The organism is Mesorhizobium sp. M1078, assembly GCF_040318615.1.
Classification (GTDB): domain Bacteria; phylum Pseudomonadota; class Alphaproteobacteria; order Rhizobiales; family Rhizobiaceae; genus Mesorhizobium.
Map to the genome: position 1 here is coordinate 70,003 of NZ_JAMYMP010000001.1, position 12,169 is coordinate 82,171.

14 protein-coding genes are annotated in these 12,169 nt (G+C 62.1%); 6 read left to right on the top strand and 8 right to left on the bottom strand.

The window, feature by feature from the left end; translation table 11 throughout:
- The first annotated feature begins 209 nt into the window (after positions 1-209).
- Complete coding sequence (locus tag NKH38_RS00355; RefSeq protein ID WP_352758385.1) at positions 210-686, top strand: Lrp/AsnC family transcriptional regulator; 477 nt, start codon at positions 210-212, stop codon at positions 684-686.
- On the opposite strand, the gene NKH38_RS00360 is transcribed toward NKH38_RS00355, so the two are convergent.
- The 6 genes from NKH38_RS00360 to NKH38_RS00385 form a co-directional block, all read right to left on the bottom strand.
- Positions 676-1,026 carry a hypothetical protein gene (locus tag NKH38_RS00360; protein ID WP_023823433.1) on the bottom strand — a complete coding sequence of 117 codons (351 nt, stop codon included), beginning with the start codon at positions 1,024-1,026 and terminating at the stop codon, positions 676-678. The two genes, NKH38_RS00355 and NKH38_RS00360, sit on opposite strands and share 11 nt — an antisense overlap.
- Before the next feature lie 83 nt (positions 1,027-1,109).
- Positions 1,110-2,090, bottom strand: a complete 981-nt coding sequence (locus NKH38_RS00365) for a phosphodiester glycosidase family protein (protein ID WP_245260033.1) — start codon at positions 2,088-2,090, stop codon at positions 1,110-1,112.
- Between the two features lie 206 nt (positions 2,091-2,296).
- Entirely contained in the window at positions 2,297-2,950 is a 654-nt protein-coding gene (locus tag NKH38_RS00370) for a D-glycero-alpha-D-manno-heptose-1,7-bisphosphate 7-phosphatase (protein ID WP_352758388.1), read from the bottom strand.
- Complete coding sequence (locus NKH38_RS00375; RefSeq protein WP_352758389.1) at positions 2,943-3,515, bottom strand: D-sedoheptulose-7-phosphate isomerase; 573 nt, start codon at positions 3,513-3,515, stop codon at positions 2,943-2,945. The genes NKH38_RS00370 and NKH38_RS00375 overlap by 8 nt, the downstream gene beginning before the upstream one ends.
- A gap of 8 nt (positions 3,516-3,523) precedes the next feature.
- Positions 3,524-5,017 carry a D-glycero-beta-D-manno-heptose-7-phosphate kinase gene (rfaE1, locus tag NKH38_RS00380; protein ID WP_023671976.1) on the bottom strand — a complete coding sequence of 498 codons (1,494 nt, stop codon included), beginning with the start codon at positions 5,015-5,017 and terminating at the stop codon, positions 3,524-3,526.
- A 124-nt stretch (positions 5,018-5,141) separates the two neighbouring features.
- Positions 5,142-5,774, bottom strand: coding sequence for a LysE family translocator (locus NKH38_RS00385; RefSeq protein ID WP_023671977.1), 633 nt, complete (start codon positions 5,772-5,774; stop codon positions 5,142-5,144).
- A 133-nt stretch (positions 5,775-5,907) separates the two neighbouring features.
- On the opposite strand from NKH38_RS00385, the gene rfaD reads away from it, so the two are divergent.
- From rfaD to waaC, 3 genes are read left to right on the top strand one after another with little or no spacing between them, the layout of a single operon-like run.
- A complete protein-coding gene (rfaD, locus tag NKH38_RS00390; RefSeq protein WP_023671978.1) occupies positions 5,908-6,858 on the top strand; it encodes an ADP-glyceromanno-heptose 6-epimerase in 951 nt (316 codons plus the stop codon).
- Complete coding sequence (gene waaF, locus NKH38_RS00395) at positions 6,831-7,838, top strand: lipopolysaccharide heptosyltransferase II (protein WP_027049929.1); 1,008 nt, start codon at positions 6,831-6,833, stop codon at positions 7,836-7,838. The genes rfaD and waaF overlap by 28 nt, the downstream gene beginning before the upstream one ends.
- A complete protein-coding gene (waaC, locus tag NKH38_RS00400; RefSeq protein WP_023828099.1) occupies positions 7,835-8,809 on the top strand; it encodes a lipopolysaccharide heptosyltransferase I in 975 nt (324 codons plus the stop codon). Before waaF ends, waaC begins: the two co-directional genes overlap by 4 nt.
- A gap of 23 nt (positions 8,810-8,832) precedes the next feature.
- On the opposite strand, the gene greA is transcribed toward waaC, so the two are convergent.
- Both greA and NKH38_RS00410 read right to left on the bottom strand, forming a co-directional pair.
- Complete coding sequence (greA, locus tag NKH38_RS00405; RefSeq protein ID WP_023683753.1) at positions 8,833-9,306, bottom strand: transcription elongation factor GreA; 474 nt, start codon at positions 9,304-9,306, stop codon at positions 8,833-8,835.
- A 288-nt stretch (positions 9,307-9,594) separates the two neighbouring features.
- Complete coding sequence (locus tag NKH38_RS00410; RefSeq protein ID WP_023695764.1) at positions 9,595-10,131, bottom strand: tetratricopeptide repeat protein; 537 nt, start codon at positions 10,129-10,131, stop codon at positions 9,595-9,597.
- Positions 10,132-10,360: 229 nt separating this feature from the next.
- Here NKH38_RS00410 and NKH38_RS00415 point away from each other — a divergent pair, with 229 nt between their 5' ends.
- Together NKH38_RS00415 and NKH38_RS00420 are read left to right on the top strand one after the other, a co-directional pair.
- Entirely contained in the window at positions 10,361-10,786 is a 426-nt protein-coding gene (locus tag NKH38_RS00415) for a DUF3775 domain-containing protein (protein WP_023683751.1), read from the top strand.
- Between the two features lie 198 nt (positions 10,787-10,984).
- Positions 10,985-12,046, top strand: coding sequence for an extensin-like domain-containing protein (locus NKH38_RS00420; RefSeq protein WP_023711170.1), 1,062 nt, complete (start codon positions 10,985-10,987; stop codon positions 12,044-12,046).
- The last annotated feature ends 123 nt before the right edge of the window (positions 12,047-12,169 follow it).

A 12,169-nucleotide genomic window follows, 5' to 3' on the forward strand; every position in this document is an offset into this window, starting at 1 on the left:
GTGAAATGTTGCTGGTAATGTAAGGGTTGCCAACCACACCAGCAAGACGATCAGGCAGTCGTCCCCGGAAAGCTTCGGCCTACAGGCTTATTCGCGCAATGGCCGCTTTCGTTACGGTTGCGAAATCGCCCGACCAAAGGGCTGGCATCGACACAAAAGTCGTTTAAGGACGAGAGCGCGAAAGATTCTTGCGCTAAGCCGAGACCGCCATGCCCCTGAAAGCCGACCTCGACGCCATCGACTGGAAGATTCTGCGCGAGCTTCAGGCCGACGGGCGCATGACCAATGTCGAACTGTCGAGCCGTGTCGGCATTTCCGCCCCGCCCTGCCTGCGCCGTGTCCGGCGGCTGGAGGAAACCGGCATCATCAGAGGCTATCGCGCCTTGCTCAACGCGCCGGCGCTCGGCATGGATGTCGTCGCCTTCTGCCTGATCGGCCTGCATCACCAAGCCGACGCGGAGCTCAAAACCTTCGCCGAGCGCACTCGCGGCTGGCCGATCGTGCGCGACGCCTGGATGGTCTCGGGCGAATCCGACTTCCTGCTGCATTGCGTGGCGAGCGATCTCGGCACGTTCCAGACCTTCGTCATTGAAGAACTGGCCTCGGCCCCCAATGTCGACACGGTTCGCACCGCGCTGACCATCCGCCGCGTCAAGGACGAAGGGCTGGTGGCGTTCAGCGCCTGATAAGCGAGATTAACTTCGAAAAAGCATGTGCGACGCCGACCAAGACATACCCCAACAGACACACTGCTACCTCTCCGACAACTGGCAAAAGAATGAAGCCGTCGCCAGGGCCGGGGCTCTCACCAGGGGACATCTCCGGCAAAGCTAAAAAGGCTAGCAAAATAGGTGAGCAAGCAAGCCAGACGAATGTGATGACATGCGGCAACCATTTGAGACGGAAAATGTTTTTTGACGCGAGAAACGCCGCGCCGATCACAATTATGTTGACGACGAATATGAGCCAGAAAGCGAATTCTGGCGCCGAAATCGTAGGGTATTCCGGGTCAGATTGCGTGAACATGAGCGGCCAAGGTTGAATATGCCATCCGGTTTCAGCTACGGAATCGGGAGTACTTTGACCCACCCTGCCAAGGGCAGGATCTGCTACCTGCGCTCCACCGTGAGAACAACAGGCAATCCCCAGGGCACATCTAGCGGTGCTTGAAGCAGTGAGACGTCGCCATCCGCGACCTGGGCTTCCCACTTGGCATAGTGTTTTAACCGGTAGTTCCCGGAGCGGACGCTGAGGCAGGCAACAGGCCCGCCATCGAGGTTTAGCGCCGTCTTGAGATCGAGGTCGGTCTGCAACAGGAAGTTTGCTAGCCGGTCCAGCGAGAAGAAAGCGTCCTTGGTCGAACCGACGATGATCCAGCCCTGACGATCTTCCGCGATAAAGGTGCGGTTGGCCAACCAGTTGCTCTTGGCGCGTACATTGTTGCGGCCGTCCTCACCGACAAGCAATGGATAGGAAACCATAGCGTTTTCGGCATTCTCCGTGACTGCGCGCCAGTCACGTGAATTGAGATCGACCACATGCGTGCCGGAGGCATTCACGAACCAGGCGCCGGCCTTCGCATCGTATTCATCCGGCCCGAGCCTCGCACCCATGCTGACAAAGGGCGTGTCGGCTTCGCCCTTCAGTCCGAAATAACTGCCATTGACGATCAGAACGGTGCCGCCTGTGCCTTGTGGATTGAGTGCCGCTTCCCACTGGTCGATGTCCTTGGCACCACTGGGCTCGTTACGGGCAACGAAACGGAATTTGGCTGGATCGAAACGGTTGAGATAGAGCCGGTCAATTTCACGGTCGCCCGCCATGACGGGGATTTCTCTGACCTGGAATCCAGGCTCGGTTTCATTCCATGAGCTGGCTCCAGCGGTCACATCAGGAATTTCCGATTTCAACGCAAGCTGCATGGCAGGCGAGAGACGCGCATCGTCGGGTGCAACGGCGATCCAGTAGCTTCCGCCGCGGCGAAGAAGTGCATTGAGCCCATACACGCCGTGTTTTTGCCAGACATACCCCACGGCTGAAAGCACAGCCAATATCAACAAGACAACGGCAACAGAGATTGCTTTCTTCAATGAATTCCCCTCGTTCTTCGATGGAATGACATCTGCAAATTTCTTGCTTGAATGATGTCTGATCTCTGCAGTTTTTCCGCAAAAGAGCGTGGTGCTTTCCTGGGGAATAGCGTCAAAGCAAAGAAATGGATCGGCTCGCCGTTTCTGCGAAACGGTGAAACGCTCAAGCTAACCCATTGAGATTGCGGCGTAACAGATCCGGAAAGCTAAATCAGTCTCGATCCGAGCGACTCGACAGCCCTCAAAAGCCCTTCCAGATCATCGGGGTTGCGCAGCGGCAGAACCTCGAAGCCCGGCTCATTACTTCTCTCGCCATCCACCAGCCAGCCGCGCGGCAGGCCGGCACGTTGTCCGGCCTGCATATCCGCGGGATTGTCGCCGACGATCAGCGAGCGTTTGAGATCGAGGCCGAGACGCTGCCGGGCCTGTAGCAGCATGCCCGGATTGGGCTTGCGCATTGGATGGTCGGCGACCGCCAGTGGCCCGCTGCCCGCCTCGTGGTAGGCGCAGGCCAGAACCATGTCGACGAAGGCATCGCCGGCGGCAAGCAGCTTGAGAACCCGGCCGTTGACCGCGGCAAATTCCTTCCAGCCGAAATAGCCGCGCGCGATGCCGGACTGGTTGGTGACGATGACCACCGGGATGTTGCCCCGGTTGGCCGCCGCGATGACCGGCACGATGCCGTCGCGCAGCGCCATTTTGGCTGGATCGTCGGGATAGCCGGTGTCGACATTGATGGTGCCGTCGCGGTCGAGGAACAGCGCCGGCGCGTTGGCTGGAAACACCCGCGAACCCACCCGCTCAACCCACAGGCCGGGCTCAGCCAGCGGGTATGGACCGTAGGCCCCGGTGTCAGCCATTCGACAGACGGTCTTCCACCACCTCGCAGAGATAGTGGTAGAGGCAGAGATGTCCCTGCTGGATGATCGGCGTCGAGGTCGAGGGCACGTTGAGCAGTATGTCGGTGAGCGGCTTGAGTTTGCCACCGCTGTCGCCGGTGAGGCTGACCACCGTCATGCCCATCATCCGAGCCTGTTCGGCGGCAGCCAGAATGCTCGGCGAATTGCCGCTGGTCGAGATGGCAAGCAGCACGCCGCCGGGCGCGCCATGCGCCTCGACCTGGCGCGAAAACACGGTGTCGAAGCCATAGTCATTGCCCCAGGCGGTCAGCATGCCCGCGTTTGCCGGCAGCGCAATCACATTGTAGGCCTTGCGCTCCTTAAGGAAGCGGCCGACCAGTTCGGTGGCAATGTGGATGGCGTCGCTGGCCGAGCCGCCATTGCCGCAGACCAGCAGCGCCTTGCCCGAGGAAAGCGCGGCGAAGACCGCACTCACAGCACGTTCCATCTCGGCGGTCAGGTCACGCTCGACTGTCGCGGTGATCGCGGCCGCCGAGCGGACCAGATAGTCATTCAGTCCGGACATGAAATCCCTCAGTTGGTACCGCCGCCGGCGCGCAATTTGCCGATCGTGCCGGTGGTGCTCTTGCCGGCGACAAGGTCGACCAGGACGACGCGCCCGCCCGCCTTCTGCACCACATCGGCGCCGACAACGGTTTCGACCGTGTAGTCGGCGCCCTTGACCAGAATGTCGGGCAGAAGCGCCTCGATCAGCGCCAGCGGCGTATCCTCTTCGAACACCACGACCGCATCGACCGAGGCCAGGGCGGCGAGCACGCAGGCACGATCATGCTGATCGTTGACCGGGCGCCCGGCGCCTTTCAGCCGACGCACCGAGGCATCGCTGTTGAGGCCGAGCACCAGCCGGTCGCACTGGCTGCGCGCCGCGTGGAGAAGACTGACATGGCCGGCATGCAATATATCGAAGCAGCCATTGGTGAAGCCGACGCTCAGGCCCTCGTCCTTCCACGCCGCCACCATGCGCGCGGCCGATGCGGCATCGAGGATGGCGTCCTTGTGGGCGGTGGGGCCGTGCGAGCGGAACAGCGCGCCGGTGAGTTCCTCCACGGTCAGCCGCGCGGTGCCGCGTTTGCCCACCACCACACCGCCGGCGGCATTGGCGATGGAGGCGGCCATGACGCGATCGGCGCCCGCGGCCAGAGCCAGCGCGAAGCTCGCGATTACCGTATCGCCGGCGCCCGAAACGTCGAAAACTTCGCGCGCCTGGGTGGCGATGTGGCGCGCCTCATCCGCGCCGACGACGCTCATGCCCTTTTCGCTGCGGGTGGCGACGACGAAGTCGAAGCCATGTGCCGAAATCAGCTGGCGTGCCGCCGCGACGATCTCGTCGTCGGCGAAAACCGGGCGACCGACAGCTTCGCCAAGCTCCTTGCGGTTGGGCGTGATGGCGGTCGCGCCGGCATAGCGCGCATAGTCGCGGCCCTTGGGATCGACCAGCACCGGTTTTCCCGCCTCGCGGCAGATGGCGATCAGGTCGGCGGCGACGCCGTCGAGCAAGATGCCCTTGCCATAGTCGGACAGAATGACGATGTCGGCGCGCGTGAGTGCGGCGCGAAAATGCCGGACCAGGTCCGCCCGTTCCTTGTCGTCGAGCGGCTTGATCTCTTCCTCATCGAAGCGCAGCACCTGCTGATTGAGCGCGCTGAAGCGGCTCTTCGACGACGTCATGCGACCGCGCTCCTGCGCCATATCAGCCGTATCGGCGCCGAGTTCGCGCAGCATGCGCACCAGATTGTCGCCGGCCACATCGGTGCCGATCACCGATATGGGAATAGCGCTGGCACCCAGCGAGACGATGTTGGCGACAACGTTGCCTGCGCCGCCCATCGTCGAGGTCTCGCCGCGCCCGTGCAGCACCGGGATCGGCGCTTCCGGCGAGATGCGCTCGATGACGCCGTTGACGAAACGGTCGAGGATGAAGTCGCCGACCACCAGCACGGCAACGTCGCCAAAGCGGGCAATGGCGCGGTGCAAAGGTTCGGGCGAAGGCGGATTGTGCTTGATCATGTCACTGGCAATGCGAGGGAAAGGCCGACCTCAATCACGCTGAAAATTGTCAATTTACGGGCCGGATCGTTCATGGCGAAGCCGATATACCGCAAATCCGCGCAGCGCAACGTCAGGGCGGCCGTCAGCTCTTCTGCAACGCGACGTGGACGCCCAGTCCGACCAGCACCGCCCCGCCCGCCCGCTGCATGATGCGCTGCGCACGGCTGGAGCGCTTCAGCCGGGCGATCACCATGCCTGCCAGCAACACGCAGACAATATCTGCCGAAGAGAACATTAAATTGACGATGGTGCCCAGCACGACGAATTGCAGCCACACCGGGAAACCCGCCGAGGCATCGATGAACTGTGGCAGGAACGCCATGAAGAAGATCGCCGTCTTCGGATTGAGCACTTCGACGGTGATGCTCTCGAAAAATGCCCGGCGCGCCGATTTGCGCTCGATCGCCGGCAGCGCCGTGTCACCGTCCCCGCGCTTGCGGAACAAGGACACGCCAAGCCAGATCAGATAGAGCGCGCCGATGAGCTTGACCGCCATGTAGAGCGGCGGCACCGCATGGAAGAGCACCGACAGCCCGGCGGCAGCCGCAAAGACATGGAAATAACCGCCAAGATGGATGCCAAGTGCCGCCGTCAGCCCCGACCAGCGCCCGCGCGCCATGGTCTGCGCGGCGGCATAGAGCATCGCCGGTCCTGGAATATAGGCAAAGATCGCCGTGGTGGCGAAAAACGCAATGAGCAGTTCGGTCGACGGCATTTTTTGTCCCCTAGCTTGCGGGCCTCGAATAAAGCGGCCGCTTCGCGGTCTCACTGTGGCGTCGTGGTGCTTCATCGACAGTACGCTTGGCCTCCCTTATAAGGACCGGAATCGCAAGCAACCAGAGGCGTTCATGATCATCGTCACGGGCGGGGCCGGCATGATCGGCTCCAACATCGTCGCCGCACTCAATGCCGAAGGCCATGATGACATCCTCGTCGTCGACGACCTCACCGACGGCCACAAGATCGCCAACCTGGCCGATTTGCAGATAGCCGACTATCTCGACAAGGACGAATTCTTGGCCACCTTGGAAGCCGGCGACCTAGGCCGCGTCGAGGCCGTCTTCCACCAGGGCGCCTGCTCGACCACCACGGAATGGAACGGCAAGTTCATGATGGACGTGAACTACGCCTTCTCAAAGCGCTTGCTGCATGGCTGTCTTTCGCTGCGCATACCGTTCCTCTATGCCTCCTCGGCTTCCGTCTACGGCGGCGGTTCGGAGTTTCGCGAGGACCCCGCACTTGAGCGGCCGCTCAACGTCTACGCCTATTCGAAGAAACTATTCGACGACTATGTCAGGCGCACTGTGTTCGACACCGATCATTCGCAGGTCGCCGGCTTGCGCTACTTCAACGTCTATGGCCCGCGCGAGGCGCACAAGGGCGCCATGGCCTCGGTCGCCTTTCATCTGTTCAATCAGGTCGGGCGCGGCGAAAACCCAAAGCTGTTCGGCGCCCATGACGGCTTCGGGCCTGGCGAACAGAGCCGCGACTTCATTCATGTCGGCGATGTCGCCGACGTCAATCTGTGGCTGTGGAAGCGCGGCTCGAGCGGCATCTTCAACTGCGGCACCGGCCGCGCCCAGCCGTTCCGCGCCATTGCCGAGACCGTGATCGATACGCTGGGCAAGGGCGAGATCGAGTTCATTGAATTCCCCGATCACCTCAAGGGCAGCTACCAGAGTTTTACCCAGGCTGATATGTCCCGTTTGCGTGCAGCCGGCTATAACGGGCAATTCCGCACAGTGGAAACCGGCGTCAGAGACTATGTCGAATGGCTGAAAGCCCAACGATCCTCGTGATCGGCCCACGCTGGGTGGGCGATATGGTCATGGCGCAGTGCCTGTTTTCAGCGCTGAAGGACGTCCATCCCAACGCCGCCATCGACGTGCTGGCCCCGGCCTGGGCGGCCCCGCTGGTCAAGCGCATGCCCGAGATTCGCCAGCAGATCGATTTCCCGCTGCAACCGGGCGCGCTCGAATTCACCATTCGCCGCCGCTTCGGCCGCCTGCTGCGCGGCCGCTACGACATGGCCTACGTCCTGCCGGGCAGCTGGAAATCGGCGCTGATCCCGTTCTTTGCCCGCATCCCCCACCGCTTCGGCAATCTCCGGGAAATGCGCTACGGCCTGCTGACCGACATCGTGCCGCTGCCCGATGCCGTCAAACGGCGCACCGCGCAGGCCTATTTCGGTCTTGCCCAGGGTGGCCATTTCCGGGCGCCGCACCTGACCGTCGATGGCGGCAATCAGAAAGAGTTGCTCGCCCGCTTCGACCTGCAGCCGGGAAAATTCGTCGCCATGATGCCCGGCGCCGAATTCGGTCCGGCCAAACGCTGGCCTAGCGAAAGCTATGCCGGCCTCGCCGGAGAGATGATGGCGAAAGGATTCGAGGTCGCGTTGTTCGGCTCGAAGAACGATCGCGACGTCACCGCCGAGATCGCAGCACTCGCGCCCGGTGTCGTCGATCTGGCAGGAAAGACGCGGCTGGAGGACGCCATCGACCTGATCGCCGCGGCCAGGCTGGCGGTGTCCAACGACAGCGGGCTGATGCATGTCGCGGCCGCCGTCGGCACACCGGTCGTTGCCGTCTACGGTTCGACCTCGCCGGAAAACACGCCGCCGTTGGCTGAACAGCGCGAACTGATCTGGTTGCATCTGTCCTGTTCGCCCTGCCACCGGAAGATCTGCCCGCTCGGCCACCTCAACTGCCTGAAGACGCTGGACGTTGCCCAAGTGGCAGCGGCGGCGGACAGGTTGCTGGAACTCCCGGCCGCCGCATGAAGGTTTTGATCGTCAAGACCTCCTCGATGGGCGACGTCACCCACACCTTCCCCGCCGTCGAAGATGCACGCCGCAAGCGCCCCGATATCGCCTTCGACTGGTGCGTCGAAGAAGCCTTTGCCGCCATCGTCGCGCTGCATCCGGCGATAGCAAAGATCCATACCGTCGCCATCCGGCGCTGGCGCAAGCATCTGTTCAACGCCGGCACATGGCGGGAGGCGACAAGCTTGCGCCGCGCTCTGCAAGCAGGCGAGTACGACCTCGTCATCGATGCTCAGGGGCTGCTGAAATCGGCCCTGGTGGCGAAACAGGCAGCGGCACCAATCGCAGGTTTCGACCGCGCGAGCGCGCGGGAGCCCTTGGCAACGTTGTTTTACCAGCGCAAATACGCCGTGCCGCGCAACCTGCACGCCATCGAACGCACGCGCCGGCTGTTCGGGCTGGCGCTCGGCTACGAGCCCGACCTTTCGACCCTGGCATCCGGGATTGTGCCGCCTCCGGGCCGCCTGGCCGGCATCGACGGCAAGACGGCCTTCCTGCTGCACGGCACCAGCCGCGAAGACAAGAAATGGCCCGCCGAAGACTGGATCGAAACCGCTCGCCTGCTGGTTGGTACCGGAATGACGCCGGTCACCACCTGGTCGAACGAGCGTGAGAAGGCGGTCGCCGAGGCAATCGCGAAAGCCGTGCCGTCAACGATCGTGGTGCCGAGATCGCCGCTGGCAGACATCGCCGCGATCCTTGGCCGCTCGACGCTGGTTATCGGCGCCGACACCGGTCTGACCCACCTCGCCAGCGCCTTCGGCCTGCCGACGGTCGCGGTGTTCCTGGCGACCGAGCCGGGTTTGACCGGCCCGCGCGGGCAATATGCCTCAACGTTGCTGGCCGCATCGGGGGAGCGCCTCGTGCCGGCACAGGTGGTGTCGGAAGCAGAAAAGCTATTAGCCCTTAAGCTCCAAGCTGCGGCATAGGACCTTCCAGAAATTCTGAGGTGCTAGATAAATTGCACCTGGACGATCTCGTAACCCCTGGCGCCGCCAGGTGCGTTGACCTCAATCGCGTCGCCGACTTCCTTGCCGATCAGCGCACGGGCAATCGGCGAGGAGATCGAAATACGGCCCGATTTCACGTCCGCTTCCTGGTCGCCGACGATCTGGTAGGTCTTCTTTTCCTCGGTGTCCTCGTCGACCAGCACCACCGTGGCGCCGAACTTGACCTTGTCGCCGCTAAGCTTGGTGACGTCGATCACCTCGGCCCGAGCAATATAGTCTTCCAGTTCGTTGACACGGCCCTCATTGAGGCTCTGCGCCTCTTTGGCGGCATGATATTCGGCATTTTCGGACAGGTCGCCATGCGAGCGCGCTTCGGAGATCGCCTCGATGATACGCGGCCGCTCTTGCTGCTGGCGCCAGCGCAGTTCTTCCTTCAATGACGCGAACCCCTCGCCTGTCATCGGGACCTTGTTCATGATGCCTGACCTTTCCTGCCGCCACCCCCGCATTTCGGGGAAAGCCTTGTCGATGGGTATAAAAAGAAAACGGGTCCGGCAGCCTCGGGCTAACGGAACCGTTTCACCGCAATTTTCCCCAATATAGCGATCCTCGCGCGTTTTTCACGCTGAAAAAGCAGGCTTTTTGAAAAATCATGAGCCGATTGTCCAATTGTCGTTACGGCACGTGCAGCGTGTTGCAGTGGCGACAACAAAAAACCGACTGCGATTGCTCGCAGCCGGCCCAGAGAAGCCGTTGGGGTGGGGTCAGCTTCTCATGAAATGGTAGATCTGTTCGGCCAGCATGCCGTATTCGCGGGAACCTTTGCCGGTCCGCTTCTCGATCTCGGCCAGCTGCTCCTGGGCGCCGGCCAGGTCGCCGATCTGCAGATGGGCCTCGCCGAGATATTCGCGCACCAGCGTGTAATCCGGGTTGATGCGCAGCGCTTCCTCGTAATAGCCGAGGCCGACGGTGACACGGCCGGAATGGCGATGCGAATAGCCGAGATAGTTGAGGATGCGCGGATCCTGCTTGTTGGCGGCAAGGCTGAGCACGGCAATCGCCTCATCATAACGCCCGGCCATGGCCAGGTCGTGACCAGCATCGTAGATGTTGTCGTCGTCCAGCATGCCGTACTTCGGCGCGACGCATTTCTGCTTTTTCTTGTCCCAGACCTGCCCCTTCTTGCACTGGGTGGTGGTCTCGGTACCACCGCCACCGCCGCCGGCCGCAAACACCGGAACCGCAAAGAACTGCAGCGCCACAAGCGCCGCAGCCGCCTGGATCAACACTCTTTTATGCATCGAAGCCTCCTTGAGGGATAATGACGATCTTGAGGGAAAATGACGATAATGAAAAGCTAACGCCGGGATGCAGACTTTTCATCCCGGAAACCCGCAGCCGCCGAAACTATTTGTGCGGCCGTGCCTAACCTGAATTCGGTCAAAGGCGGGAGCCAGGGATCAGAACATGACGTGACGCGCGCTGCAAATCCGCTATCATTCGGGAAATGATCAGCGGGGGTGCCCGAGAGTGCAACAGCGCCGTGAGCGGGAATGGGAGCTATCGATCGGCCCGGACACCGTGCGCCTGTTCATTCTCAAGGCAAAGGGACTGAGTGCTGCCGTCAACGAAGACTATGCCGACGGTGCCGAGCATGAGGTCGAGCTCGATGGTGAATCACATGCCAATCACCACCATGACGGTCTGGCGGAGGAAAGCGCGGAAGACCTCACCGAGGAAGAGCTGCGCGAGCTGATCAACGACCTCAACGTTGACGAAGCGGCCGAGTTGATCGCGCTGGCCTGGGTCGGCCGCGGCGACTATGACGCTGCGGAATGGTCCGATGCGGTTGCCGCCGCGCGCGACCGCGCCAACAAGCGCACGGCGAAATACCTGCTCGGCATGCCGCTTTTGGCCGACTGGCTGGAAGAAGGGCTGGAAGCGATTGGCGCGTAACGGCGTGGTTACCGTTCGTGATGGGCCGCAGGCAACCTCCGGGCGCTCGCGCCGTTGAGGACGATGGGGTCGCCTGTACTTTCCCGAACATGCAGGGTTGCACTGGTCATGGTCGTCACGGCTCTGCTGCTGACGCCCCTGCTGACGCAAGCCGACGCCAAACAGCGCAAGAAGCATTACACGCCGCTGTCACAGCGGTTGGAGCAGCTGTTTTCACCGCGGGTCGACTCGCATCCTAAGCCGCGCAGCAAGCACCGCCAGAAGCCCAGTCCAAAGCGGCACATCACGCCAAAGCAGGTGGAACAAAAGACCCCGGATAAAAAGCCCTCGCCCGCCGATGTTCCGGTGCAGCCCTCGCGCGTTGTCCCGCTGCCCGAGGCGCGTCCTTCAGAGGCGCCGAAGACCGGCGCGGCACCGATCGAAAAGCAAAAGGCCGAAGGTCCGAACACCCTTGGCGCGTCCGATCGATTCAACGAAGAAAAGTCCCGTTTTAAAAAGCAGGCGCGGCCCGGACCGTCAGCCCCGAAGCCGTCGACCGATAGGCAAAGCGAGCCCGAGCCGCCGGCCGCGGTGCCGATTCCGACACAAAAGCCAGACACTTCGGAACCTGAAGCTCAGCCGCCGGCCGTTGCCCCGCAACCACCTGAAAAACCCGATGCCGGCGACAAGAAGATGCTGCCCGATGCGCGCTCGGCCGATTTGCCCGATGCAAAAATGCCGGCGGCGGAAGTCGCCTGTCGCGAGCGGCTGACGGCCCTTGGTGTCGAATTCGAGGAGCATAAGGCGGAAAGCAATCCCGACATCGGCTGCTCGATCCCCTATCCCCTGGTGCTGAAGTCGCTCGGAAAATCCATCGCCATCGGACCCACGACCGAACTCAACTGCCCGATGGCCGAGGCGGCAGCCCGCTTTGCCGCCGAAATCATACAGCCGGCGGCGAAAGCCGAGTTCGGAGCCGACCTGAAATCGATCAACCAGGCATCGGCCTTTGTTTGCCGGCCGCGCAACGGCACGCGCCATCTGTCGGAACATGCCTTCGGCAACGCGCTCGATATTGCCAGCTTCACGTTGTCGGATGGCAGAAAGATCGAAGTCGGTCCAACGCCGCCCGAGAAGGACGGCAAATTCCTCAATGCGGTGCGCAAGGCCGCCTGCGGACCGTTCAAGACCGTGCTTGGACCGGGCGCGGACCCGGACCATTCCCTGCATTTCCATCTCGATCTCGAACCGCGCCGGAATGGTGGCACTTTCTGCCAGTAATGGCCCTCCAGTGATCGTCATGCCGGTGATGGTATGGCTGCCGCATTTCGGCCGCAGGCATGAACGGGAACGCTGAGTTTTCCTTTACCCTTGATCGTTAAAATCCCACCGATCAAGGACAGG